The sequence below is a fragment of the Pseudoalteromonas sp. QJM3NY_12 genome, from assembly GCF_056173165.1.
The window spans coordinates 1,923,020-1,950,002 of sequence record NZ_CM149661.1 but is presented as its reverse complement, the minus strand read 5'-3'; the positions used below and the strand labels follow the sequence as shown (position 1 = coordinate 1,950,002).

The 26,983-nt window shown below is 39.4% G+C and carries 23 protein-coding genes; 14 read left to right on the top strand and 9 right to left on the bottom strand.

Annotated elements, in window-relative coordinates:
* Positions 1–65 precede the first annotated feature (65 nt).
* Entirely contained in the window at positions 66–1,457 is a 1,392-nt protein-coding gene (lysC, locus tag AC0VZ5_RS09010; protein ID WP_475472482.1) for a lysine-sensitive aspartokinase 3, read from the top strand.
* Here lysC and AC0VZ5_RS09005 read toward each other — a convergent pair.
* Positions 1,431–2,189 (bottom strand): 4'-phosphopantetheinyl transferase family protein, encoded by a 759-nt coding sequence (locus AC0VZ5_RS09005; RefSeq protein WP_464708480.1) that lies wholly within the window; start codon positions 2,187–2,189, stop codon positions 1,431–1,433. The genes lysC and AC0VZ5_RS09005 overlap by 27 nt on opposite strands.
* A gap of 166 nt (positions 2,190–2,355) precedes the next feature.
* On the opposite strand from AC0VZ5_RS09005, the gene AC0VZ5_RS09000 reads away from it, so the two are divergent.
* On the top strand, positions 2,356–3,678 hold the full coding sequence (locus tag AC0VZ5_RS09000) for a sodium-dependent transporter (RefSeq protein ID WP_475472480.1): 1,323 nt from the start codon (positions 2,356–2,358) through the stop codon (positions 3,676–3,678).
* An 85-nt stretch (positions 3,679–3,763) separates the two neighbouring features.
* Here the strand turns inward: AC0VZ5_RS09000 and AC0VZ5_RS08995 are convergent, their stop codons facing one another.
* Entirely contained in the window at positions 3,764–4,744 is a 981-nt protein-coding gene (locus AC0VZ5_RS08995; RefSeq protein ID WP_178956202.1) for a 2-hydroxyacid dehydrogenase, read from the bottom strand.
* A gap of 83 nt (positions 4,745–4,827) precedes the next feature.
* Entirely contained in the window at positions 4,828–5,349 is a 522-nt protein-coding gene (locus AC0VZ5_RS08990) for a glutathione peroxidase (protein ID WP_475472478.1), read from the bottom strand.
* Between the two features lie 120 nt (positions 5,350–5,469).
* Here AC0VZ5_RS08990 and AC0VZ5_RS08985 point away from each other — a divergent pair, with 120 nt between their 5' ends.
* Positions 5,470–6,351, top strand: coding sequence for an NAD(P)-dependent oxidoreductase (locus AC0VZ5_RS08985; protein WP_475472476.1), 882 nt, complete (start codon positions 5,470–5,472; stop codon positions 6,349–6,351).
* A 212-nt stretch (positions 6,352–6,563) separates the two neighbouring features.
* Here the strand turns inward: AC0VZ5_RS08985 and sbcB are convergent, their stop codons facing one another.
* Positions 6,564–8,009 carry an exodeoxyribonuclease I gene (gene sbcB / locus AC0VZ5_RS08980; RefSeq protein ID WP_475472475.1) on the bottom strand — a complete coding sequence of 482 codons (1,446 nt, stop codon included), beginning with the start codon at positions 8,007–8,009 and terminating at the stop codon, positions 6,564–6,566.
* Between the two features lie 239 nt (positions 8,010–8,248).
* Between sbcB and AC0VZ5_RS08975 the strand changes: the two genes are divergently transcribed.
* Complete coding sequence (locus tag AC0VZ5_RS08975; protein WP_475472473.1) at positions 8,249–9,061, top strand: alpha/beta fold hydrolase; 813 nt, start codon at positions 8,249–8,251, stop codon at positions 9,059–9,061.
* A gap of 170 nt (positions 9,062–9,231) precedes the next feature.
* Here the strand turns inward: AC0VZ5_RS08975 and AC0VZ5_RS08970 are convergent, their stop codons facing one another.
* Complete coding sequence (locus AC0VZ5_RS08970) at positions 9,232–11,364, bottom strand: pre-peptidase C-terminal domain-containing protein (protein ID WP_475472471.1); 2,133 nt, start codon at positions 11,362–11,364, stop codon at positions 9,232–9,234.
* Between the two features lie 488 nt (positions 11,365–11,852).
* Between AC0VZ5_RS08970 and AC0VZ5_RS08965 the strand changes: the two genes are divergently transcribed.
* Positions 11,853–12,191, top strand: a complete 339-nt coding sequence (locus AC0VZ5_RS08965) for a hypothetical protein (protein ID WP_010390319.1) — start codon at positions 11,853–11,855, stop codon at positions 12,189–12,191.
* A complete protein-coding gene (locus tag AC0VZ5_RS08960) occupies positions 12,184–13,527 on the top strand; it encodes an SPFH domain-containing protein (protein ID WP_138607424.1) in 1,344 nt (447 codons plus the stop codon). Before AC0VZ5_RS08965 ends, AC0VZ5_RS08960 begins: the two co-directional genes overlap by 8 nt.
* Before the next feature lie 75 nt (positions 13,528–13,602).
* On the opposite strand, the gene AC0VZ5_RS08955 is transcribed toward AC0VZ5_RS08960, so the two are convergent.
* Positions 13,603–13,848 carry a hypothetical protein gene (locus AC0VZ5_RS08955; protein ID WP_054201077.1) on the bottom strand — a complete coding sequence of 82 codons (246 nt, stop codon included), beginning with the start codon at positions 13,846–13,848 and terminating at the stop codon, positions 13,603–13,605.
* A 343-nt stretch (positions 13,849–14,191) separates the two neighbouring features.
* On the opposite strand from AC0VZ5_RS08955, the gene AC0VZ5_RS08950 reads away from it, so the two are divergent.
* From AC0VZ5_RS08950 to AC0VZ5_RS08940, 3 genes are all read left to right on the top strand, one after another.
* Positions 14,192–15,490 (top strand): porin, encoded by a 1,299-nt coding sequence (locus AC0VZ5_RS08950; protein WP_198523290.1) that lies wholly within the window; start codon positions 14,192–14,194, stop codon positions 15,488–15,490.
* Between the two features lie 177 nt (positions 15,491–15,667).
* The gene (locus AC0VZ5_RS08945; protein ID WP_178956195.1) at positions 15,668–16,513 is read left to right on the top strand and encodes an HDOD domain-containing protein; all 846 of its coding nucleotides are present in this window, start codon (positions 15,668–15,670) and stop codon (positions 16,511–16,513) included.
* 138 nt (positions 16,514–16,651) lie between these two features.
* On the top strand, positions 16,652–17,062 hold the full coding sequence (locus AC0VZ5_RS08940; RefSeq protein WP_010390302.1) for a hypothetical protein: 411 nt from the start codon (positions 16,652–16,654) through the stop codon (positions 17,060–17,062).
* Positions 17,063–17,129: 67 nt separating this feature from the next.
* On the opposite strand, the gene AC0VZ5_RS08935 is transcribed toward AC0VZ5_RS08940, so the two are convergent.
* Entirely contained in the window at positions 17,130–18,023 is an 894-nt protein-coding gene (locus AC0VZ5_RS08935) for a LysR substrate-binding domain-containing protein (RefSeq protein ID WP_138607418.1), read from the bottom strand.
* 124 nt (positions 18,024–18,147) lie between these two features.
* Between AC0VZ5_RS08935 and AC0VZ5_RS08930 the strand changes: the two genes are divergently transcribed.
* The 3 genes from AC0VZ5_RS08930 to AC0VZ5_RS08920 all read left to right on the top strand — a co-directional run bounded on the left by AC0VZ5_RS08930 (position 18,148) and on the right by AC0VZ5_RS08920 (position 20,367).
* Positions 18,148–18,597: a DoxX family protein gene (locus AC0VZ5_RS08930; RefSeq protein WP_475472467.1), complete on the top strand. Its 450-nt coding sequence runs from the start codon at positions 18,148–18,150 to the stop codon at positions 18,595–18,597.
* A gap of 81 nt (positions 18,598–18,678) precedes the next feature.
* The gene (locus AC0VZ5_RS08925; protein WP_475472466.1) at positions 18,679–19,629 is read left to right on the top strand and encodes a glutathione S-transferase family protein; all 951 of its coding nucleotides are present in this window, start codon (positions 18,679–18,681) and stop codon (positions 19,627–19,629) included.
* A 30-nt stretch (positions 19,630–19,659) separates the two neighbouring features.
* Entirely contained in the window at positions 19,660–20,367 is a 708-nt protein-coding gene (locus AC0VZ5_RS08920) for a pirin family protein (RefSeq protein ID WP_475472464.1), read from the top strand.
* A 40-nt stretch (positions 20,368–20,407) separates the two neighbouring features.
* Here the strand turns inward: AC0VZ5_RS08920 and AC0VZ5_RS08915 are convergent, their stop codons facing one another.
* Entirely contained in the window at positions 20,408–22,450 is a 2,043-nt protein-coding gene (locus tag AC0VZ5_RS08915; RefSeq protein WP_475472462.1) for a methyl-accepting chemotaxis protein, read from the bottom strand.
* A 215-nt stretch (positions 22,451–22,665) separates the two neighbouring features.
* Here AC0VZ5_RS08915 and helD point away from each other — a divergent pair, with 215 nt between their 5' ends.
* Entirely contained in the window at positions 22,666–24,801 is a 2,136-nt protein-coding gene (gene helD / locus AC0VZ5_RS08910) for a DNA helicase IV (RefSeq protein ID WP_475472460.1), read from the top strand.
* A gap of 90 nt (positions 24,802–24,891) precedes the next feature.
* On the opposite strand, the gene AC0VZ5_RS08905 is transcribed toward helD, so the two are convergent.
* Complete coding sequence (locus AC0VZ5_RS08905; RefSeq protein ID WP_178956189.1) at positions 24,892–25,839, bottom strand: sodium-dependent bicarbonate transport family permease; 948 nt, start codon at positions 25,837–25,839, stop codon at positions 24,892–24,894.
* Positions 25,840–25,959: 120 nt separating this feature from the next.
* Between AC0VZ5_RS08905 and AC0VZ5_RS08900 the strand changes: the two genes are divergently transcribed.
* Positions 25,960–26,904 carry a LysR family transcriptional regulator gene (locus AC0VZ5_RS08900; RefSeq protein ID WP_055012601.1) on the top strand — a complete coding sequence of 315 codons (945 nt, stop codon included), beginning with the start codon at positions 25,960–25,962 and terminating at the stop codon, positions 26,902–26,904.
* The last annotated feature ends 79 nt before the right edge of the window (positions 26,905–26,983 follow it).

The following is a 26,983-nucleotide window of genomic DNA, read 5'->3' as shown; positions in this document are numbered from 1 at the left end:
CATCTTTATTTCCTGCCAAGTTCTTCTTGTTTTATTGCGGTTTGGATGCCGCGAAAGGAGACGAAATGACTACCCAATCAGTGCCACAAAGTTCACAGTGCACAAAATCAGATTACATTGTTGCCAAATTTGGTGGCACCAGCGTTGCTAACTTTGAGGCGATGAGCCGTTGTAGCGAAATCATTGTAAACGATAGCAGCGTTCGAATTGTTGCAGTGAGCGCCAGCGCCGGTGTAACTAATCACTTGGTGGCACTTTGCAAAGCCGATATTGATGCCGCTGAACGTCAGCAGCATGTTGACGGTGTACTTGCTATTCAGCAGGTAATTTTAACTGATCTGACCCTAGATGATGATTTAGCGCTTGGTTTTAATAACACCCTCGATGACTTCCAAACACTGGCACATCAAATACTGACAACAGAGCAGCAACACGATGAGTTACTCAGCTTTGGCGAGCGTTTATCGTCGTATTTATTTACTCAAGTATTGCGCTTAAAGGGCTTAAATTCGCAGCGTTTTGATGTTCGCCAGGTGCTTAAAACCGATAGCCAATTTGGTAAAGCCACCCCTAATGTAACCGCCACAGCGCTTGCAGCTAAAAAGCATTTAATTCCTTTACTAGATAACAATGTAATTGTTACTCAGGGCTTTATTGGCAGCGATGAAAACAATGTAACCACCACACTGGGTCGCGGTGGCTCTGATTACAGTGCCGCCTTGTTAGCTGAAGCAATTAACGCTAAAAGTGTGCATATTTGGACCGACGTAGTGGGTATTTTTAGCACCGATCCGCGTTTGTGTGTAAAAGCCACACCTATTGCGCGTTTAAGCTTTGATGAAGCGGCAGAAATGGCCACTTTTGGCGCTAAAGTGTTGCATCCAGCTACAATTTTGCCAGCCAGTCGCAGCCATATAAATGTGTTTGTTGGCTCAAGCACAGAGCCAGAGCGTGGGGGCACTTGGATTGAGCGAGAAAAATCTCAGCTACCTGGTATTCGTGCGGTCACGCAACGTAAAAACCAAATACTACTGACCTTAAAAAGCCCCGAAATGCTATTAGCGAGTGGTTTTTTAGCGCGTATCTTTACTATTTTAAGTGAATGTAATATTTCGGTAGATTTGGTTACTACCTCTGAAATTAGTGTAGCTATTACCCTTGATAATGCGCCTAATGCATCACGCCCAGAGCTAGATCAAGAATGCTTAGATAAACTCGCTGAGTTTTGCCATGTATCGGTTGAGAACAATTTAACCCTAGTAGCACTTATTGGGTCTGAAATTGTATTGCGTCAGCACGAAATGAATTTAATGCAGGTGTTGAGCGAATTTAACATTCGTCTTATTTGCCATGGTGCGAGTAAACACAACCTGTGCTTTTTAGTCGAGCAAAGTGAGTCTGATGCTGTGGTTCAAGCTATTCATAGCCGACTACTTGAAGGCGAGCTTGCTGCTTAACGCTGCAAATGAGATAAATGAGCACTGCCAGTCGGTGCTTTTTTTTGCCACAACGCTAATATCAAACTGCTCGTTTACATCATTTGTTAATGCGGTACTAGTTGCACTTAATTGCGAGTTGCCAAGCTCACAAAATACATTGGGGCTTAATAGCTGGGCAATAGGGCGGCTGGTTGCTTTTGCTAACGCCTCTTTTAAAGTCCAAAGTCTAAAAAATGTCGCCGCTTTAGAAGCTGTGCATGGTTGCTTAGTTATAAGAGCCACTTCTGCAGCATCATAAAAGTGCTTTGCGAGTTTTTCAAATGGCCGTTTTAAACTGATTTTTTCTATATCAAAACCAAATAGCGAATGATCAATATTTAGCGCCACGCCTACCAAACCATGAGAGTGTGACACACAGCAACTATACACCTGGTTGTTATTTATATTTAGCTCAAGCTTACTGGTTTGTTGATTAAATTCAGAGCTGATTTTATCAAGCGTTATATTACTGCTGCTAGGTAATACACTTTTGACTAAATATTTTAGTAACAGCCGCGTTGCTACATATTCTTGCTTTGCTTGAGGCGTTTTACGACGCGCGATGACACTTAATTCAAACGGGCTTAAAAACTGTGTAAGTGTTAGCTCATCAACCTGCAATTGGCTGGCATCAAATAATAAAATGGTGTGGTTATTATTCTCAGCAAGCGGGGTGTGTAATAACTGATTGTCGAAGTAAGCTGAACTCATTATTGCTCGTTAAAAGTGAATACCGATTACATAGTTATCGTTATAAGCTGGATAGTTTGTGAGCGGTTGTTTGCTGTTATGCGCGCTAAGTACATTTTTATTACTCAGTCGCCCTTAAATATGGTTTAATTCACATTCGATAAAATAATAACAGATTTGTAGGTGTATGACACAAGTGCGTGATGGTTTTCAAAGTCGACTTGGTTTTGTATTGGCAGCAGCCGGTGCTGCGGTAGGTTTAGGCAATATATGGGGTTTTCCTACACAGGCTGCTAACCATGGTGGCGGCGCATTTTTATTGGTGTACTTTATTGTTATTTTTTTGCTAGCGCTTCCCGCGTTATACACCGAGCTGTATTTAGGCTACAAAGCCCAAGCTAATCCGGTTAAAGCCTTAGGCCAAGCATGGCAAGACCATGCGCCTAAAGTTGGCGCTGCTGCAGGTTATATAGGCTTAGCTGGCGCAATTGTCATGTTAAGCTTTTATTCAATAGTGGCAGGTTGGATGCTTTCTTACGCCATAGAGCCTATAACCACCTTTCTAGGCTTACAGAGCTTAAGTGAGTTTTTACATAGCGACTCTATGCTACGTAATTTTATATTTACGCCGCTGATGCTTATTTTAACCGCCAGCATTATTTTAAAAGGTGTTAAATCAGGAATTGAAACCTGGTCGCGCCGTTTAATGCCATTATTACTTGTTTTACTCGTTGGCCTAATTGCTTACATTGCTACCTTAGAGGGTGCCAGCGAAGGGTTTGCGGCCTATTTAGTGCCTGACTTTAGTAAAATACTCGACCCCGATTTAATTATTGCCGCAATGGGGCAAGCGTTTTTCTCATTATCACTGGGTGTGGGCTGTATGATGATTTATGGCTCTTATTTAAAGCCTGGTGTTAACTTACCAAAATTGACTGCAAGTGTTGCGTTACTCGACACCAGCGTGGCATTTTTAGCTGGACTATTAATTATACCGGCTATATATGTGGCGCAGTTCAATGGCGTTGAAGTATTTAGCAACGGCAAGCTAATTGGTGAAGGGCAGCTTATTTTTGCCATATTACCTGAGTTATTTGGCACCATGGGTGAAATTGGTTTATTGGTTGGCTTACTATTTTTTGTATTGATGTCGATTGCTTCAGTTACATCAACCATTTCATCGACTGAAATTCCTGTGGCTTTTTTAGTAGAAAACCACAGCGTAGATAGAACCAAAGCTACATGGGCCGTTAGCGCCATTGTATTTGTTTGTGCCAGTACTATTATTGTTAATTTTGATTGGCTATTTGGTTTGGTTATTATGGTATTTACCCAATACCAACTCCCGTTGATGGGACTGTTTTATTTTATTACAGTGGGCTGGTTATGGCAGCGTGGTAATAAGCTTCATCAAGCAAGTTCTGGTGCACATTATTGGTTTGCTCAGTACATTCGTTTTGTCTGCCCAGTGCTAATGACCTTAGTATTTGCAAACGTTGCGTTTGGCTAGAATACAACAACAACTCATGTGTTATTGATAACAAAAAAAGCGAACACTATATTTTGTTCGCTTTTTTGCTTTTTGTTTAGCCGCGCTATAGCACTTCGTTTGTTAAGCTATTTCCTTGAGTAACCTCAAATGCATTTTGTAAGGTGATATTGGCAATTTCTGTAAGCGCTTCTTGAGTAAAAAAGCCTTGATGGCCGGTGATCAATACATTTTTAAAGCTTACCAAGCGAGAGAAAATATCGTCTTGGTTTATATCGTCGCTGTGGTTTTTAAAAAACAGCTCTGATTCTTGCTCGTACACATCAAGCCCTAAATAACCTAGTTTTTGTGATTTAAGTGCCTTAATACACGCTTTACTATTAACCAATGCACCGCGCGAGGTGTTTATTAGCATAACTCCTGTTTTCATCGCTGCAAATGCGTCATCGTCAATTAAATGATGGGTGTGCTCGTTTAACGGGCAATGCAAAGAAATGATATCGCTTTGTGTAAGCAAGGTGTTTAAATCAGTAATTGTGTAATTACCAGCTTGTGCATTAGGATCGCACACTAAAATGTGAGCGCCGAAACCGGTTAATATATTACACAATGCTTGGCCAATTTTACCGCAGCCAATAATACCCACCGTTTTATTATGTAAGTTAAAGCCAAGTAAGCCGTTTAAGTCAAAATTGTCTTCACGTACGCGGTTATAAGCTTTATGGGTTTTACGGCTAAGCGTAAGCATAAGTGCAATACAATGCTCTGCGACTGCCTCAGGGCTGTAAGCCGGAACGCGCAGAACACGCATACCATGCTGTTTAGCAGCGGCTAAATCTACATTATTAAAACCCGCACAGCGCAGTAAAATGGTGTTAACCCCAAATATAGCCAGTTGCTCAATAACCGCTTTATCTACCGAATCGTTTACAAATACGCATACCGCATCAAATTCTTTAGCTAAAACCGCAGTGTGCGCCGATAAACTTTGCTCAAAATAGGTAATAGCGATGTTAGAAAAGCCAGTTAAGCTTTGTTCAAAAAAAGGCCGCTCGTATTTTTGAGCACTAAAAAAAGCAATTTTCATTTATTACTATCCTACTAACTTAGTGGGCTAAGTGAAAACCAAGCCTAGTTACACCTACCATAAACCATTTTTATTATAGATGCCTAACCAAAACGAGTGTTTGCTGTTTTTATAATCGGCGTTGACCCTAAACTGCTTGTTATTACGCTGTGTAATGACTCTGGTTTAGTGCGCGGCGCATAGCGCGCAATTAGTTGTCCTTGAGCATTAATTAAAAACTTAGTGAAGTTCCACTTTATGGCACGGTTTTGTGCAATTCCACGCGTATGTGATTTTAAATAACTAAACAAGGGGTGTGTATCTGGGCCATTCACCATAACCTTATCAAAGACTTCAAAATTAATTGCAAAGTGTTTTTGATAGTAGTCTTTTATTGCCATGCCCTCTAATGGTTCGTTTTTATCAAACTGATTGCATGGAAAGGCTAAAATAGTAAACCCATCGCTTTTGTATTGTTGGTATAGCTTTTCAAGCGCACATAATTGCGCCGAAAAATGACATTTGCTTGCTGTATTTACAATAAGAACCGTTTTTCCTTTTAACTGGCTCAAAGGAAAATCACTGTTATTACAAAGTTTTGCGTTAAATTGATAAATGCTATCCATAGGTTACCTACCTAATTTCCTTATGCGGGAAATTTTAAAAGACTTTCATTCGCTTTTTTAGCGGCCGATTGACATAATCGAGCTTATGTTTCTAAGTTATCAGTTAAATAGGTCATTTTTATGTCAGTTAAAATTGCATTTATAGGTTTAGGCGTAATGGGTTACCCAATGGCGGGGCATCTAGCAAAAGCAGGGCACAGCGTATGTGTTTATAATCGCACAGCAGCTAAAGCAAAAAAGTGGGCCGAAGATTTTAACGGCAGCTTTGCACCTACTCCGCGTGAGGCAGCAAGCGGTGCTGAAATGGTATTTATGTGTGTAGGTAATGACGACGATTTACGTTCAGTGGTATACGGTAATGACGGTGTGCTAGCAGGCATGCAGGAAAACACAATTTTAATCGACCACACAACTACCTCAGCAGAAGTGGCACGTGAAGTTGCGGCAAAAGCGGCTTTACAGCATATCGACTTTATTGATGCGCCGGTATCGGGCGGTCAAGCTGGCGCTGAAAATGGGGTGTTAACCGTAATGGCGGGTGGTAACGAAGCGGTATTTGCTAAAGCACAACCTATCATGGCGGCATTTAGCCGTTTTAGCCAGTTATTAGGGGAAGCGGGCTCAGGGCAATTATGTAAAATGGTTAACCAAATTTGTATTGCTGGTGTAGTGCAAGGGTTAGCTGAGGGCTTACATTTTGCTAAACAAGCGGGGCTTGATGGCGAAAAAGTAATAGAAACCATTTCTAAAGGCGCTGCTGGTTCGTGGCAAATGGAAAACCGCTACAAAACAATGTGGGCAGGTGAGTACGAATTTGGTTTCGCTGTAGATTGGATGCGCAAAGATTTAGGTATTGCACTAGATGAAGCTAAAAATAACGGTGCAACACTGCCAATGACCGCCACGGTTGATCAATATTACGCTGATGTACAAGCTCTGGGCGGCGGACGATACGATACTTCAAGCTTATTAGCACGTATCGAAGCAATGCATAAAAAGTAATGTAATTGGTAAAAGTAAATTATTCACAAAGAGGATAAGAGACGCAGCGCTTTTAGAGGAAGTGATAAACATAAAAAATGAATGTTGGTTTTATGTTTTCTCATTTACCTCTTTTGTTGAGATAGTTTTTTGGTTTTTTACCTAGTAACAAAAAACGCGACACTTTTTTGCTAAAGGGTCGCGTTTTTATGCATTATATAAACTACAGTAAATTACATGCTTTGCGCGTAGTTATATAAGGCTTTTAAAATTGTTAGATTTTTTTCGCTGTCATCATGTTCATGCGCTAAGTTTTCAAGGGTGATCATAAAATCTTGTGCGCTGATTGATGGCTGATCTTCGCCATGCATTAACTTGCTTTGGCAATATTGACGCCATTGATCAAGCTCTTGCTGGTTTAGCGTTTGTGGCCAGTTACGGGCGCGGTATCTAAACAGCAAAGTATTAAATTTAGGATCTTCAAATTCAAGTTTTAAGCTGGCTAAGTCTTCAGGCTTTGCATCACGAATAATCGCAAATTTAGCTTTATCAGCATGGCTAGTAAAGCCATCATATAATAAGTAATCTACGTTCGTGGTCGCGCTGTAATCGCCTTGCTCATTAAATACCTCAGTGACTTTATCACGTAGCTCGGTATTGGCTTTTAAAATGGCTAAATTAGCTAAGCATTGTTCACGGTCAATACCCAAGCGGGCAGCGTTTTCAGGCAGTAGCGTTTTAGCTGGTGCTAAAATAGGGCACTTATTTAAATGCACTAATTTTAAACCTACCGGTAAATCACCCTCCGCTAAATCTATACGTTTGGTGTATAAACGCTTGCGTAATTCTTCTACATTTAAATCAAGTAACACCTGCGGGTTTTGGGTTAAATCAAAACAAATAACTGCGTTTTTATTTACCGGGTGAAAACTCATTGGTGCAACCCAAGTAGTACAGCCTTGGGTAGCAGGAATGCGTGACGAGGTGTGCACTAATGGGGTCATATTAAACACATCAACCATTTCAGCGAGTGCTTTTTTACCGCGAAGACTAAAAAAGAAGTGGTACAGTTTAGGTTGCTTCTCTTTAATTAGCTTTGCCAGTGCAATGGTGGCCGTTACATCACTTAATGCGTCGTGCGCAGCGGCATGTTCAATACCATTAGCGACGGTTAAATGCTCAAGCTTAAAGCTAGGGCTGCCATCTTCTTTTAATGGCCATTCAATACCCTCAGGGCGCAGTGCATAGCAGGCACGCACTAAATCTATAATATCCCAACGGCTGTTATTGTTTTTATATTCACGCTCGTATGGGTCGTAAAAGTTACGATAAAAGCTATATCGGCTTACTTCATCATCAAAGCGAATACTGTTATAACCAGCCACACAGGTATTGGGTACGCTAAATTCTGCATGAATTTTAGCAATAAATTCAGCCTCTACTAAGCCTTTTTGCATCGCCACTTGTGGGGTAATACCGGTAATTAAACACGCTTCAGGATGGGGGAGGTAATCCGCTTGTGGCTTACAGTACTCAATAAGCGGCTCGCCAATAATATTTAAATCAAGATCGGTGCGCACACCGGCAAACTGACTCGGCTTATCCTTTTGCGGGCTCGTCCCCCAAGTTTCGTAGTCGTGCCAATAGATTGTTGCTTGATTTTGCTCTTGATAAGCCATTAAAAAACCCTATAAGTTAGCTTGAAACGGTTTATATACCGCCAAGTTACTAAATTTATGAATTATTTAGATTATGGCATAGGGTCACAGAGGTTTATAGGTTTGAATAGGGAAATCTATTAGTCAAAACATGATTTAAGGGTGATTATTTATTTTTAAGATTATGTGATAGAGAAGTTATTTATAAACATAGTGCTTAATGTTATAACTTAAGCCAACACTCCATTTCTTTCAACAATATGAAACTAATAATAAAAACGATTCTATTTTGGGTATTAATCACCTCAACCGCTGCGTTTGCTGAGCTTGCTAAAGTGCAAGTAAATGGCTTTGATATTGAATATGAAATGGCGGGTAGTGGCAAACACACTATTTTACTTGAGGCGGGTGGCTCTGCAGGGCTTAGTGATTGGGATCCCATTTATAACTCGCTTACCAAGCATGCAAAAGTAATTCGCTATTCTCGAATTGGCAATGGCGGCTCAGCGCAAATAAAGAAAAACTATAGCTCAGAGCAGTATGCTACTGAGGCTTTACTATTACTTAAAGCGTTAAAAATTGAAGAACCAGTAGTTTATGTGGCGCATTCTTATGGTGCTTATATCGCAAGGGTATTTGCAGCAAGCTACTCTGATAACATTAAAGCGTTAATGTTAATTGAACCCGCCTCAGAGCATGATGTTGATATTATGCGTAAGATTGATTTACCGCGCGCTGAAAAAGAAATTGCTGCTATAAAACGTGATGATATGAAAAACGGCATGTCGAATCAGTATTTAGACTTTTGGTCGAAGCGACCTTTGCCCGATTATCCACAAATAGCAGATATTCCCGTGACGGTTATTGCCTCAGTTAAAAAATATGAAAATCCATCGGTATTATTTTTTACTGAAAAAGGGCGTGAAATGTGGGGAGAACTGCATTCAAACTGGGCTAATGCTTTTCCTCAAGGTGAGATAGTGCTAACGCGTAAAAGTTACCACTATCCACAAAATGATGAGCCAGAAATGGTAGTTAAACAAGTTTTGAAGCTATTATCACGCACTCAATAGCGAGTTCGGATTATGTTTTTTAATAACGACTAACTATGAGTTCTTTTTGTAATAGGTGGTATTTTTTATTTATTGTGATGTTTATTACGCCTGCATTAAAAGAGTAAATTAAAACCAAATAAAAAGCACTGCAGGTTCACTACAGTGCTTTTTTAGGGGAATGATATTATTTATTTTGCAGTTGCAACAAGCTTAACCCAATCGTAATTAGTGACACCTAACAAGCCGATTTGTAATGTTTGGCCTGAACTCACTTCTAAGATACAACTTTCATTGTTGTCTTTGTTGTTCGATAAGCAATCATATTGTGTTTTTGTTACCGCTGCATCCGCTCGAACATAGAGGTTAGTATTTCCCTCGCCACCCAATGTTTTTATGTTTACAGTGGTTGCGCCTGTAGGTACTACATAACTATAGCGCTGCCAAAAATCTGGAAATCCATAAGCACGAGACGTTAATACGCGAGTGTCATTATCTGTAGGTGGTGCGCTATTTTCATAATTAGCCACGATAGTTACGTTTTGATAGCTGTTATACGCTTTAAGCATAATGTAAAAGCGACCTTCTCCTTGACTTATATTACAGCTTTCAGTGTTACCATTTCTAAATGGGCGGCAGTCGTAATTATTTGTGCTCGGCACTGTACTCTTTTTAACATAGAGGTCTGCATCACCTGAACCACCCGTTATGTCGATTGAGATGTTAGTGCTATTTGCAGGTACATCAATATAGTAAATAGTCTCTTGATTTAATGCTGCACTTTGGCCTGTTAATGCTTGCCCTTTAGTTAATTCAACTTCTGTTGGTGAGCCATTTGAAACACTAATCGTTTGGGTTAGCGTGTTTGTATTACTGTTACTATCTTGCACCGTAACAGAGACGTCGTAATCACCCTCAGATACAAAATTATGCACTACAGTTGCACCTGTATCGGTTTGATTATCACCAAAGTTCCAACTATAGCTATTGATAGTACCTGCTGAGCTGGAGCTTGTTGCATCAAAATTACACTGTAATTGCTCACAGCTGTATTCAAAACGTGCGGTAGGTGGCAGTGGTGTAGTACCGTCGTTATCGCCAACAGGCACTGTGTTATTAAAGTAAGTTGCCACTTGGGGCCAAATCTTATTTATTTTGGCGCCTTTATTGTAGCATCCGCCTAAATGATGAAGTGCAATAACACGGTTACTTGATGCTGCAACAACAGGAGAACCAGAAGAGCCGCCTATAGTGTCACAATAGTATCCAATATCAGTATTACTTCCACGTCCGTTCGTTGAGGGGGCATTAACTTGGCACAAACCATTGGTGTCTTGATCAGATTCAATCGACAGCTCCTTAGGATTACCTGAACCATGTTGCGGAATATAAATACGTTCACTTTGCTGTGCGTTTCGCACATCAAGCCCTAAGTAACCAAACTGTTCAATATTGGCAAAGTCATTAACACTAAATAGGGTGTAATCTAACGTGTAGTCAGTTTTAAAAAACTCTTTACCCGTTACTTTTACAATGGTTTCTCTGGTTGTCCCATTACAACTTTTATTTTGGTAGTTAAACCACACTTCTGTAGAGGCAAGCTCAGATGCAGTTTCAATACAGTGGTTATTGGTAAATAATTTATTATCGCTGCCAACGCGCCAACCGGTACATAAGCTGCGCCCACCTATTACCAAGCGTGCTACCGGGCGACTGCGGTCAAACTCTGTTGGGTTGGAATTAGCCCAACACTGCACGTCTTTGCGCTCATTAATACCGCAGGTAGACAAAGGGGCTGGTTTATTTTGTTGGTTGATATTTATATTGGCACTTTCAGTGCCGTAAAAATAGCTATCAATAACACCAAACTGGTGTTGCTGCTTACTGTTTTTTGGATCAGGATAATATTCAATGATAACGCTGTCATTTGAAACCGACATAGAAGAAAATGAATGCACACCATCATCTCCGTTTAAGCTATCGATTGTTGCAGCGTCCATATTATTACTACTATATTCATATCGCTCTGAGTTGTCTTCGCTTCTAACGACTAACTTTGCGTCACCATTTAGATCTACTTGGCTAAAATGTAGCTTTATGTAATCAGCATTAGGGTGCGATACAGTTTGAGTAATTACAGGACCTTGTGTTGTTTCGATTGTAAATTGCCTAGAAAGATTTACATGGGTATTAGCGTGTTTGGCAATTGTGGTTTTTTTTGCTTCTTGAGTGTGTTGTAAAATAGTGAGCTCATCGATTGCAGCAAAACTGTATTGTGCATAGATAGCTGAAGCGAGCAATGCTGCGTATTTACATTTTTTCATCTTTATATCCTTTTTCACTAATAAGTGGTTTGATGTAACGTAAATGATCAACTGCATGCCCATATGATTTAATTTTGAGCAAATAATCAGTACCTAATTTACATACTAAGGGTAGGCCGCATTTTGATCTTCGCCAGAAAAAATTAAAATATTTTTAACTTTACTCGGAAATTATTGCATTTTTCACTTTGAAATCAGCTTATTTTAAAAAGGATAAATGGCTTAATATTCAATATAAAAGTTTGAACAGAAGATGTTTACCGTTGACTCTAAGCGGCTGTCACCCACACTCATTAAAAGTAACATTGTTGATGTTGAGACTTCAGATATTAAACTTTTCTATTTTAATTTTTACAAAAATATACAAGAGCCAAGTATTAATTCTGTTATTTGGGGCGTTATTCTGTAAAATTATCGGCTTAACATTTGTGATTTAACCGTTACATTTGTTGTTAGGGTTAATTATTCAATTAATATAAGCAGACTTTATGATTTTTTATATTATTGGGTTAAGTACGCTTGTTATTATTTTGTGTGTGGCGCTTTATGTGATTTACAGCAATGTACGTAAGAGCCGAGTAAGAAAGTCAAAAGAATATAATGTGTTATTTGATAAAGACACCATCATTGATGATCTTATTGCTCAACTTAGCGAGAAAAACCAAACCCAAGAAAACCAGGAAAAAACAATTAAAGGCAAACAAGAGATCCTTGCAACATTTATAGATTTGCATCGATCGGGTAGCTTTTGTGCGCACTTAAGCGAACAAGAAATTACTTATTTTGTTAAAAAGAAATTAAACATGGAGAGTACTAAAAATGGATAGCGAGCAACAAGCCGTCGCAGAGGCAAAAAATACATCATTTATGGCACGTTTTGGCCGTCGTAATGTAATTTTATTAACGTCAGTTGTTGTGGTGTTAGCAGTGATTGCAACATTAACATCGCAGGTTATTTCATGGAATGAAGCCGATGAACGGCTTGTTCACCAATCAGCTTTTACTGGTAATTTAACGGTAATAAACCAAGCTGGTCCTTACTTAAAAGCATTTGGCACCACATCAGCCTATAAAAAAGTTATCTCGATTAACTTTACCGGTGATAGCAGTGCAACAGCCAGTGCCATTGTACCACTCATTCCTATTCGATTTTTAGATACGACAACTGGTGGCGCCAGAGGAGTATCACGTTTTAGATTACCAGGTAATGTACCTGCAAGTGAGTCGGGTGCTTTACGTGGATTATTAAAAATTCATGAAGAATTTGGTTCCCAAGAGACTCTCATCTCTAACCTTTTAATGCGTGCCACTACAGAAAATGTAAAAGCGTCTGCACGTATGATGTCGGTTGAGCAACATTATTCAGGTGGTAATGGTCAATTAAGCCAAGATTTTTCTGATCAACTGACTAATGGCATTTTTGTTACTGAGCAAATTATTAGTACTGGCGAGCGTGACAAGTCTGACGATTTAAGCAATTTAAGTAAGCAACAACGCGTTACCATTAATATAAAGAAAGATGCTGAAGGAAAGCCGCTGCGTAATGCACCTATTTTAGGCTCTTACGGTATAACGGTGGTTGATGCGAGTATTATTGATATTGATTACGAAAATAAGGTAAATGCGCGCTTAGAGGCGCAAAAGCAAGCTGCAGCAGATGAAGCCCTTGCAAGACAAAACCTTAAAAAGGCAGAGCAACAAGCACGTACAGAAGTTGCATTAGGCGAACAAGCGATTGCAAAGCAAAGAGCTGAGTCTGAAAAGCTAAAAATTAAAGAGCAAATTGATGCAGAGCGAATAAAAGCCAATGCAATTATTTCTGCACAACAGCGTGTTGCAGTAAAGGCTGAGCTTGCAAAAGAGCAAGAAGAAATCTTAAAACAGCAACGCTTAGAGGCATTAGGCATGGATGTATTAGCTGAAGCACGTTTACGCGCAAAGTCAGCAGCACTTGATCCTAAATATGTTTTTGATGAAACACTTAAAGCGGAAGTTAAAATTCAAACTGCTTTATTTAATAGCCTAGGTAACAGCCGCTTAGTGCCTGAAATTGTTATAGGTGCGGGTCAAGGCGAACAAAACAACGGCTCTGAATTTATGCGTTTGTTGGCTGCAGATGCGGCATTAAGTCTTAAAAAGCGTTTAGAAAAAGAGAAAAAATAAACATTAAAAATCATTAAAAAGCCCTAGCTTTAATTGCTAGGGCTTTTTTTGTGGTATCGCTTTTAAACGGTGAGTTTAAAATTTAGGGCACAAAGCGTGGCTAAAGCCTTTTTCGGTTAGCAAAAAAGCGGCGCTTGGCGTCGAAAATATATATTCTTCATGAAGAAGAAACGCGATTGTTCCTTTTATTTGCTCACCTTGATGATCTGAGGCATCGCTAATTAATTGTTCAGGATCTAACTGGCTTGGAGTTGGAAAGTTATTATAAAGATGCTTAAAAATTAACGTAGCAATCGTGTTAAAGGTATCGTTATTTTTCATTTTTCAGAGCCTTAATTTATATGTGCAGCAGTAAACTGGCTGATTTAAATATGATTTTTCAAATAATAACACATTAAAATAGGTGCGTGATGACTCTGCTTTTTTAAGCTTTAATTTTGCAAGCTACTGCTTTCATTTATAAAAGTGATGAGCAATTGTCATACTTATCCTGCTTAAAAGTAGTTTGTGTGTTGCTGGTGTGTTGCGCAAAATCATAAAGTGTAATTGAAGAGTTGTAAAAATACGTTATCATTGTAAAACAACATGTAAAATCAAGCAGGTACTTAGCTCACGCTGACCAAGTTCGAGTTAATAATATCAACAAGGCAAGCAAGGACAAATTATGACACCTATGAAACCTTTAGCACTGGCAGTGGCTATGGTTGTTTTTTCACATCAGGCACATGCAGATACAGATCTTGATAAAGTTAAGCAGCAATTAAGCAGCTTACAAAAACAAGTGGAAATGCTGCAAAAGCAACTTGCAAAAGCAGAGCAAAAAAGTGAAAAATCAATCGAGCGCACCATTGAAGAGAAAGAAGATATAGCTGAAGTTAAAGTAGCTAAACATGAACACAAGCCTCAGGGAATTAAAATTGGCGGTGCTGTTCGAACCAACTACAGCCATACTTCGTATGATGACGATAATAAAAATCGCGGCGGCGATTTTGACTTTGATATTTTTCGCTTAAATTTCTCAGGCGACGTTGGTGATGTAAAGTTAAACGCTGAAATTCGCTTTTTTGATTATATGACCGCTGTTAAATACGCTTATGCAGCTTACGATTTTGCTGATGATTGGCAAGTTCAAGCAGGTATTACCAAGGTTCCTTTTGGTAACTGGCCATACAACTCACATAACTACTTTTTCAGCACTAACTATTATGTTGGCCTTGAAGACGACCACGATTTAGGGGTGTTATTTAAGCGTAAGATTGCTGATAACTGGCAGCTTGATTTGGGCTTTTTCAAAAATGATGAATTAGGTGGTGTTGATGGTTATGTAGATAACCGCAGCGATCGCTATTCTTACGACATTGTTGGCTTTAGAGAAGCGGGAGATGGTGTTTATGCCGAGCCAACTAATGCTATAGGCGAGTATAATACGTTCTCAGGCCGTTACGGCTACCACCTAGAACATGAAGGTGGTAAAACTGAAATAGGTGTGTCGGCACTTGCTGGTGGCTTGCATGACGGTGTTGACCGCGCAGGTGACTACAACGCGTGGGCATTACATTTAAACAGTAATATGGGCCCTTGGAACTTACAACTTCAACACGGTGAATATAACTACGATATTGATAACGTAAACCGTATTGCTGTGGGCGCTTACTCGTTTTACGACAGCATGGCGGCAGAGGCAACAATGTCGAGTGCAAACGTAGCATACAGTGTACCGGTACAATGGGGCGCGGTAACAAACTTACAGTTTTACAACGACTATAGTGCAATTTACGACAAATCAGACAACAGCAGAGATACGTGGATGAACGTAACCGGTTTCTCGGTAGCTGCTGGTGGTTTATTTACTTACTTTGACTTAGTTCATGGTAAAAATATGCCATTTGTTGGTGGTTCATTAGCGGGCGATAGCAGCGAAACTGAGCGTCGCTTCAACATTAATATTGGCTATTACTTCTAAATCAATATTCAAAGCACACGCCTAGACATTGGCGTGTGCTTATGTTGTTTTAAAAAATATTTTTGCTCTACCTATTTAGCACCTACAAATTGATAAATCTTTAATCAACTTCTAGTATAAAAGTTCAAATGGAATAAAATAAATAATCCATATAGCTTAGCTGGAGGCTAGACATCGATGATTGTAGTTAATGAGCAGGTGTTATCTGATGTAAACAAAAACTTTGTTATCCCACCAAAACCACAAATCTTAAATGATCTTGAAATATTAGCATCTGCACAGGAGCCCTCGCTCTCAGACGCCGCAGAAATCATCGCTAAAGATGTTGCTATTGCATCAGCTATTCTAAAGATAGTTAATTCACCTGCTTATGGCTTAGTTCGTAGTGTGTCAAATATTAAACAGGCTATTATGTTTTTAGGGTGGAATGGCATTGAAGCTTTAGTACCTAGCTTAAAGCTAAAGCAAATGTTCGCCCAAAAAGAATGTTGCATTAGTTTGGAGCGTTTTTGGGATACCGCCTCAGAAATTGCTGATGTAAATATGATTATTGGGCAACGTATAAAAAACAATGTTCCCGTTGAGTACTTGTATACGCTGGGTTTATTTCATGATTGTGGCATTGTGCCGATGGCAATTAAATTCGATAATTACGTGAGTGCTTTACATACTTCAAATAATACCCATAAAGAAAGCTTAATAGATATAGAAGAGCGTTTATATGGAACTAATCATGCCACTGTGGGTTACTATTTAGCGACCAGCTGGCATTTACCTGTAGATATTTGCCAGCTTATTTTACGTCATCACGATTTGAGTATGCTAAGTGATATAACTGGAAGTAATCAACAATTGTGTTACAGCGTTTTAAAAATGTCTGAAAATTTGGTTAATAGTGTTTTACGCGGTGACACCACTAAAGATTGGGATGACATAGAAAAACAAGTTTTAGCAACATTAAATATGTCAGAAGACGATTATATTGATGTGCAAGAAGAGGTGATTGATTTTTTGAACTGTTAGACGTTTTTAGCAGCTTAAAGTCTATAGGTTAGTTTTTTTCACTTATTGGTTTGTTTTTAATCGTTTGTCGGGATTAAGTAAACACTCTAAAGTTTAGTTGTCGGCAACAAGCACGACTAACCAAATAGGAAATTAATCATGAAACGCTCACTTATCAAAACCATCGCTCTTGGCTCTTTATTAACTTGCTCAGCTGCTGTAATGGCTGATCAAAGTGATTACAAGTTAATGGTTATTGAAGAAGCTAAAACAGCTCCTCAAGAATTCGAAGTTGCATTTAACGATTGTGCATTAAATGTAAAATCAAAAAATTACAGCCAAGCTGAAGAAATTTGCTCAAAAGCAATTACTTTATTACAGCAAAGCACTGGCCCTCGCTTTAAAGTACGTGAGCTTACGTCATTTGCTTTAAGTAACCGTGGTGTAGGACGTTTAATGGCTAAAAATGAAACAGCTGCATTATCAGACTTTTACGAAGCACAACAAATGTCTGGTAACGAGTTAGTGTCGCACAACTTAACGCGCGCTAAGCAAGACCTCGCACTGTAATATCTATTACCGATTCAAAAAGCCCATGCTGTTTTAGCATGGGCTTTTGCGTTTTTAGGGTTAAACACTAGTTAGGGTTATTTAGCATAATTTGGGTCAACTGTTTTAGCCCTTTACCTTTGTTAGTTATTTTCCATGCAAGGTATAAGTCTTGAGGTGGACGTGGTTCGGTAAGCTCCACAACATGCAGTTTGTTAGCTTTAACATACTCAGCAATAAGGTTCTCAGGTAAATAACCAATGCCAATAGCGGATAAAATAGCGGTCATTTTTTGGCTTACAGAACTTACATAAAAACGTTGATTACCTTCGATTAAGTTAGCTGACCACGGAATACTTTGTTTTGCTGAATCATGCACTATAACCGTGGTGTATTGACCAAGTTCGCTGGGTTTAACGGGGCTTTTTACTTGTGCTAACGGGTGGCTAGGGTGAACCACTAATACATTTTGAATATCGGCTATTTTTACCGCTCTGATCCCCTTTTGATTAGGTACAGGCGCCGGTGCGCCAATCACTAAGTCAACGTCATCCTCAATTAAAGCCTCCCAAGTGCCATTGAGTACTTCTTCTTTAATGTCTATCTCGATATTTTTATGCTCATTTAAAAATAGCTGTAAGTTTTTGAATACGTCACTTATGTCAAAAATAGAGTCATAGGCAATACGTATCCGTGGCTCCCAGCCATTAGCTATGGTTTGTGTTTGCTCCGATAAATTATTTATAGCATTGAGTACTTTACGCCCCTCGCTTAGTAAATGTTTACCTGCGGGGGTCAAAACCGCTCTCCGACCTTGACGTTGAAACAAGGTTACATTTAATTGCTCTTCAAGTTTATTAACAATATACGACAAGGCTGAGGGCACTTTATTAAGTTGCTCTGCAGCGGCTGCGTAACTGCCACGATGCTCAATGGCGTCCAGTACCAGCAAAGCTTCTATGCTTATAGGGGGTGTATTCATTATCATACCAAATATCAACTGTTCAAAATATTTGAACATATAGAGCAAATAATAGGAGTTATTTAATTTTAATTCAACTTATACAATAGCTGCATACTCAATTGGAACAATACAGGTTAAAACTATGACGATTAAAAATATTACAGCCGCCATCACAAAAACTGAACAGTCTTTTGCAACATTACCATTAAGGCTTATTGCGGGATTAGTGTTTAGTGCTCATGGTGCACAAAAACTGTTTTCGTGGTTTGGCGGCTATGGCTTGGAAGGCACAGGGCAATGGATGGAATCGATTGGCTTAGCACCGGGCTATTTAATGGCATTAATGGCCGGTGGCGCCGAATTTTTTGGTGGGTTACTACTCATCGTTGGTTTGCTGGTGCGTCCTGCGAGTTTTGTACTGGCTATCACTATGGTGGTTGCTATTTTTACCACGCACATAGATAACGGTTTATTTATGAGCAATAACGGTTATGAATTTGCGTTATCGCTGTTAGCTATTACCTTAGCTTTACTGATCCAAGGAGCTGGAAAGCTATCTGTTGATGGAAAAATTCATAACAAATTAAATTAATAAGCGGATCACATAAGTGATTAAACTTTAAGCTGCCAATCTGCGTAAGGTAGGCACATTCTATAAACTAAGGAGACGGACATGGGGTTACTTGTTAACGGTGAATGGGTCGATAAATGGTACGACACCGAAAAAAGCGACGGTAAATTTGTACGCCAAGATAGCCGGTTTAGAGATACGATTTCATCAGCGCAAAACAGTAAATTTAAACCAGAAGCAGGTCGCTATCATTTATATGTATCCTTGGCTTGCCCTTGGGCGCACCGCACCATTATATTTCGTAAATTAAAGCAGCTCGAAGACATTATTTCTATGAGTATTGTTGAAGCACCCATGATGGAAAACGGTTGGGAATTTGGCGAGCAGGGCGATCCACTTTATAACTTAGATTACGCTTATCAACTGTATTTAAAAGCCGACCCTAGCTATGAAGGGCGTGTTACCGTACCTATATTATGGGATAAAAAAACGCAGACTATTGTAAACAACGAATCAATAGAAATAATTCGCATGTTTAATAGCGCGTTTAATGAGCTTACAGGTAACAACGACGATTATTATCCAGATGCGCTACGTGAAGAAATAGAAACAGTGAATACCCGTGTTTATAACACCATTAATAATGGGGTGTATAAAGCCGGTTTTGCTACAACTCAAGAAGCTTACAACGAAGCTTATTTTGCCTTGTTTGATAGCTTAGATTGGTTAGAAGCACGATTAGCAAAACAGCGTTATTTAGTAGGCGACACACTCACTGAAGCCGATTGGCGATTATTTACCACACTTATTCGCTTTGATGCGGTGTATCACGGGCACTTTAAATGTAATCGAGAAAAGTTAACCGAATTTCATCATCTTAGTAACTACATTAATGAGCTTTACCAAGTACCTGGGATAAAGGAAACGGTCGATTTAGAGTACTCAAAAATTCATTACTACGTAAGTCACGTAACCATTAACCCAACGCAAATTGTGCCTTTAGGTGCTAAACACACCTTTGACGCTGCCCATGATCGAGACCGTCAATACTAAATGACGCAGAGATAACGTATAGGAAAAAATATGCTTACTCATTACCCAAAAAATAGCTTAGGCCATGCAGACCATGGTTGGCTTAAGTCAAAGCACCATTTTAGTTTTGCGAATTACTATAATCCTGCGCGTATGGGGTTTGGCACTTTGCGTGTAGTTAATGATGACTGGGTAGCCCCAGGTATGGGGTTTGGTGCGCACCCGCATAGAAATATGGAAATTATTAGTTTTATCCGCAGTGGTGCCATTACCCATCAAGATAGTATGGGCAACAAAGGGATCACCGAGCAAGGTGAGGTGCAGGTAATGAGTGCAGGCACCGGCATTACCCACTCAGAATATAACCTAACAGATGAACCACTAACGTTTTATCAAATTTGGATTCAGAGTAATCAACATAATGTTGAGCCGCGCTGGGAAAGCAAGAAGTTTCCTACACAAGCTACAAGCACCCTTAGCTTACTGGTTTCGGGTTATCCAAAAGATGAAGATAGTGCACTGTTTATTAATCAGCAGGCGCGTATTTACGGTGGCAAGCTGGCAAAAGGCACGTCAATAACACAGCCGATTGATCATCAAGCCTACGTATTGGCATCGGCAGGAGAGTTTAGTATTAATGATGAGTCAGCCTCAGTTAACATGAATAAGGGTGACGGCGCAGAAGTTACACAGACTAAAACCATCACCTTAACAGCGACCACTGAGTGTGAATTGATTATTATTGATAGCAAAAGTTAAGCGCAATTTACGTGCGCTTAACTTTATAATTGTTACTTGCTCATACTTTAAAGCTTTCCACTTGCGATTTCATTTGCTTATATAAGGCCGATACATTTTTAGATTGTTGCGTGGTTTGCGTGGAAATTTGTTTCATTTGTGCAGATTGCTCTTTTAATGACACTAAATTTCGATTTATTTCGTTAGCCACATGTGACTGCTCTTGTGTAGCTTGTGCGGTTTCAGTCGACATTTGCTGTACTTTTTCAAATGCGTGAGTCAGGCTATTAAAAATGGTAATTACTGAGTCAAAGTTGGTTAAAGTGGTATTGGCATTAGTTTGGCTATTTTTAATCGAATCAGACGACGCTTTAACATTGTCATTTAAGCGTTGGATCATGGTATCAATTTCGTCTGTGCTTTGTTGAGTTCGTGTGGCAAGCGTTCTTACCTCATCAGCTACTACAGCAAATCCACGGCCTTGCTCGCCGGCTCTAGCGGCTTCAATCGCTGCATTTAAAGCTAATAAGTTTGTTTGCTCTGCAATATTACGTATCACTTCAAGAACAGAGGTTATATCTGTAGAACTACTTTCTAGTTCAACCGAATTCGCTAATGCTGACTTAATATCGTTAGCTAAATCTTCAATCGCTTTGCCTGACACATCAATAGCTTGAACACCTTGCTTAACCTGCTCGCTAGATATATCGGCTTCCTGCGCAGTATTTTTTGCAAGCTCTGCCATTTGTTGATTGGCCATGTCCATCTCATGGCCCGCACTAACTATTGACTCAGAGGCATTAGCAAGTTTTTGGGTTACTTCCATCGCGGTATCAGATACATCATTTAAATCACCCGTTACTGCACCAAGTTGGCTTGATTGCTGCTGAATATTTTTTATTATTGTTTGTAAATGGCTCAAGAAGTTATCAAATTCATTGCTTAAATCAGCTAATTCGTCGTGTGATGTAGTGTTAATACGCTGGGTTAAATCGCCATCGCCAGCGGCTATTTCTTTAATACGAAGGGTAATATTATTGATATTATCGGTTAGCTTTTTCGGAATGTAATAGCCCACACCTAAAGCGACAATAAAGGCAATAATAATCACAATAAAAACAATTTTTTCAAAAAGTTGAATGCTATGTTGTACGTCTTGTTTTACCGCTCTGGCATGTGTGCGTGCCTCTTCGCCCGCAACATCAAGTATATTTCTTAATTCGTTAAAGCTTTTATCAGCATTTGCTAAATTATTATCAATTAAAGCGACTTGCTTTGCAGGAGTTGAGTAAATCAAGGCTTTACTTTGCTCATACCATTGCTGATAAAGCTGATCGAAGTTGGCATATTTTTGTGTTAGCTGCGGCTCGTCAATTAAATAGCTACGATAACTATTAAAGCGACGTATAACTTGGGCTGCGTTTTCTTCAAATAATTTTTGATTTTGTTCTAAATCACCATGTTGGTTTACTATTTTTTGTTTTGCAAGCCGGGCTTGGTATATATCTCTATCGGCATTTAGTACCTCTGAAATGGCTTCTACATAACGCCCTAAACGCTCAGCCCCCACTTTATCTTGCTGTTGTTCATTAGTATAAGCGCGAAGCTCTTCGCCTGCCTGATCCATCATTTCGCGTATTTTTATAAATTCAGGTTCAGATTTATTTAAATCACTTTGCATTTTACCTTGCGAGTGATTGGTATTAATGAGTGTTTTACTATGATTGAGCCATTCATTATACAAAGGCATAAAGCTGGAAAATGAATCATGCTTTGCGAGTAACGCTTCTTCATCTTTTAAATAGATTAAGTATTTGTTAAAGCGATCCTTTACTTGCTCTGCGTTTTCTAAAAACTCTGTTTTATTCGTCTCACTATCGCCAGTTGCGCTGAGTAAATTTTCGAGTGCAATACGTGCTTGATATATGTCTCTGTCGGCATTGAGAATAACAGTAACAGCTTCAAAAAAGGTTTCTGTTTGCCTTTTCATAGCGTTGTCTTGTATGTAAGTAATCGAAGCTATGGCAACTAGCAAGCCTGCAAGGATCAGTGCTAAAAAAGCGATTGGTAAAATGACTTTAGTTCTAATTGAATTTATTCGCATGTTTCAATCCTTGTTATCTTACTGTATCTATAGTAAATGTTAGTCATATAGTGGGACTTATGCCAAGCAGTTGGGTAAATTAATTGGGTGTTTTTTATATGCTGCAAGTCCGTATAACATTACTATTATTTTTTATTGGTTTTATTATCCTTGTACGGCATATTCGCTTAAAATACGGCTAATTGGTTCATTTTTATAAAGGAATTCTGCTGTTAATGAATTCAATTCAGCCTAGTATATTTGGCCGTATCTTTACCCCGCATCGCTTTGTCGATATAAACCAACAAGGTTTAGTGATCAGCAATAAAACACAAATAACCTCATTGAGTTGGTGTGATTTAACGTCGCCCATTAGCTATGAGTATGGTGTGCTTGGGCAAACACTGCGCTTTAATACAGACTCTAAGCATTATCGTATTTGGATGAGAGCCTATGGCAGCAATAGGGCATTTAAAGCGCATACCGATATGCTATGGGTTAAAAGCAATATTGCAGTGCTCAACGAAGTGTTAAGTAAAATAAACCACTTTGCTCACACTCAGTTTTTGCGCCAATCATATGTGACTGATATAAAAAAACAGGTAGATGAGCAATGTAAACGTTGGCTACCTTGGATAAAAAGCAGCGATGTTTTAACACCAGTAAGCACACAAATAAAATTGCTTGAACAATACAGCCAGTGGAGTGATGCACTCACTCGTTTTTTTCAGCATAAATATACCCAGTCTCAATTTGAGCGCTATAACGATTTTTTTAATTGTGTTGAAGCAAATCCACTCACAGAGCAACAACGCCGAGCTTGTATAATAGATGACGACAATAACTTAGTGCTGGCAGGGGCAGGAACAGGAAAAACCAGTGTGTTGGTGGCCAGAGCGGGCTACTTGGTTAACAGTGAACAAGCTAATTACAACGATATTTTATTACTCGCCTATGGTAAGCAAGCTGCTTGCGAAATGGATGAACGAATTAAACAAAAGCTGGGCACTGAGTCCATTAAAGCGGCCACGTTTCACAGCGTCGGCTTGACTATTATTAGCGAGGTTGAGGGCAAGCCACCTAAAATATCTAAACTTGCTGAAAACGAAAAAGCTAAAATAAAATGGGTTGAAGGATGTTTTGAATCGCTTGCCAATGCTAAACCACAATATGCTAAAGCACTGGTAAATTATATAAATAACACTCTTAATGACGTTAAAGGCGAGTTTAAATTTAGTGCTGCAAAGCCTAATCATATAGCGCTTTTAAAAGAGATAAAATCTGGCGGTCATTTAACCAAGTTAGCTACCTTATTTAGCCAATTAATCAGCGTGTATAAAACCGCAAATATAACACTTGAGAGCGATTCAAAGCAGATACAGCAAGCCTGGAAATTATTAAAGCCGTTGTTAGCCAACTATAACCATTATTTACGCACGCAGGGCGAAATAGATTTCGACGATATGATTATTAAAGCCCTCGATTATGTAAACACTAAAAAGTTTACATCGCCTTGGCGTTATATCATGGTGGATGAATTTCAAGATATATCACCGCTGCGAGCTACACTTGTAAAAGCACTGCGCGATAGTAAATCTAATAGTTCACTGTTTGCAGTAGGAGACGATTGGCAAGCTATTTACCGTTTTAGTGGTGCAGATATGCGACTTACTACCGAGTTTGCCTTACATTTTGGTTTTACAACACAAACTCTATTAGATAGGACCTTTCGCTTTAATAATAAAATTGGCGAGGTTGCCGCAGGTTTTATTATGAAAAACCCAGCGCAGTTAGCTAAAGACATTCACTCAGTTGCAAAGGTAACTAAGCCCGCCGTTAGCGTGCTAAAAACATTGAAAAGTGGCTCAGCTAAAAACACCAAAATAGCGGAGCTAAATAATGGCGCAATTAAGCATTTACTACAGGGGATTAACGGTCATTCAGGCAAGCCTGTTACTGTGTATTTACTTGCACGGTTTCGATTTCAGTTACCTTCACTGGCCGATATAAGTGCTTTACAGCAAGAGTTTTCAACATTGCATATTGAGTGTGATACGTTTCATGGCTCAAAAGGCAAAGAAGCCGATTATGTCATTATATTAGCAATGAATGGCGGGGCGTTTGGATTCCCAAGCATTAAGCCAACGCCTCAAATTTTAGAAGCATTATTACCCGCAAAAGATAATTTCGCACATAGTGAAGAGCGTCGCTTATTTTATGTAGCGCTTACTCGCGCTAAACATAAGGTCTACATAATAACAGATGATAACAACCCCAGCTGCTTTGTTGATGAGCTTATAAACGAGCATAAAATCGAAGTATTTGAGTTAAAAAATAAAGCGGCCTTTAAAAGCATTACAAAAATTGCTTAATACTGTTGCTCAAGCAAGCGTCAGAGTGCCCAATTATGTGGTTTATACGTATTAAAAAAGCCCACTTTGGGCTTTTTTAATACGTTATATTTAACTTATGGCAACGGCAAGTTGATGATACAAACCAATCCCAACAATAACATTAAATGGAAAGGTGACACCTAACGAGCTAAGCATGGCAAGACCAATGTCCGCTTTGGGAATAGCGGCTTTTATAGCAGCAGGTGCGGCAATGTAAGAAGCACTCGCCACTAAGCTCCCCAGAATAACCACTGAACCTAATTCTAAATTTAGCAAGGTGCCAACCATAACGCCAATGGTGCCTAAAAATAACGGCGTAATAATGGCGAAGGAAGCCAGTTTCCATTGCTGCCAAGGAAAAGGGCGAAGCGTTTGTGCAGCAACCAAGCCCATTTCGAGTAAAAATAGCGCCAGCACTACTTTAAAGCTACTGGTAAGTAAACTCGTAACTTGGCTACCCTGTTGGGTGCCATACATCATACCGATAATTACACCGCCAACGAGCAAAATCACACTCTTATTGGTAAGCGTTTCGTGCCACAGTGCTTTTAACGATAAGTTGGTGTTTTCGCTGTGTGCTTTGTCGAGCTTACGATACAACAGTAAACCTACAATAATTGCTGGTAACTCAAGCATAACTAGGTACAAGGTAACTTCTGCGCCCACTTCTAATTTAGCCGATTCGGCATACGCTAATGCTACCGCAAATGTACCAGCACTAACCGAACCATAGTGGGCAGCAATGCTGGCGCTATTCGCTACGCTTAGCTTAACAACGTGTTTTAAAATAGGGTATAAAGTGAGTGGAATAAGCCCACCAAGTAACATAACCGAGGCCATTTCTGGGAGTAATTGCCAACTTAAATTGCCATGCAGAACCATGCCACCTTTTAGACCTATGGTAAGCATGAGTAGTAAGCTGAGAGTGTCATACGTCGCTTTGGGAATAGCTAAATCAGAGCGAAGGATACCCGCTGCTAATCCTAAAATAAAAAACATTACTACAATATCAGGCACGCTGTTCTCCTCTTTATTACTAATTTGATTTGTTAAGCGGCGCTATTATAGGCAAATCTTTATATAGTAAATAATAAAATGAATGATAACATCCTATAGATAAAAACCTATGAGGTGCGTATGAATATAAGGCAACTTTCCTTCCGACTACTTGAAGTATTCATGAGTGTAGTAAAAACCGGCTCTATAAGCGAAACCGCTCGTGGACTTCATTTGACTCAGCCTACGGTTTCTTTACAAATTAAACGCTTACAAGAAGCGGTAGGTGAACCGTTAATAATTATGCAGCAACAAAAGTTGCAAATAACCGAAGCTGGTATGGCCTTATTTAGGACTTGCCAACAGGTTTTTGGTCATTTTGAAGATTACCAAGATTACTTAGCGGAGCTAAAAGGGGGTGAACGTGGACGATGTAAAATTGCTATGGTTAATACTGCCCAATATATTTTACCTAAGTTGTTAGGCCCATACAGTAATGAACATCCGCATGTAGAGCTACCACTTGAAATAGGTAATCGTTCAGCCGTTTTAGCACGCTTTGAACGTGGAGAAGACGATATTTATGTATTTAGTCACCCGCCATCTTTAGAGCATGCCCAGGCTGCTAGATTTCTACATAACCCTTTAGTGTTTATAGTGCCACTAAATCATCCATTAGCCGATAAAACCGCACTTAAACTGGCTGATTTAGTTCCGTATCGTTTTTTACTACGTGAAACAGGCTCCGCAACGCGCATGTTATTTGAAAGCGAGCTGCAAAGTAGAGGGTTGGTATTAAGTGACAGTGTGCAAATGGCCAGTAATGAAGCCATTAGAGTGGCGGTAGCTTCAGGTATGGGGATTGCGGTGCTTTCTCAGCATGTGCTGCCTAAAGGTGATAATAGCTTTAAAGTGCTTAATGTTACCGACACTACTTTAGCCAGTCATTGGTATTTTGTGGTGCGTACAGACCGACATATATCACACGCTGCACGCAGCTTTTTAAAGTTTGCTGAGCAACACTTAGAGCTGTATTTAGATGAGAAGTGGGTGCGAAATGAGTTAAGAGGGCTTAATTTGAAATAAAAATAAGCCTTAGAGACAATCAAATATTAACTGGTATCAAAGTTGCTTAAGTTATTTCAGTTAAAGAATATAACGATTA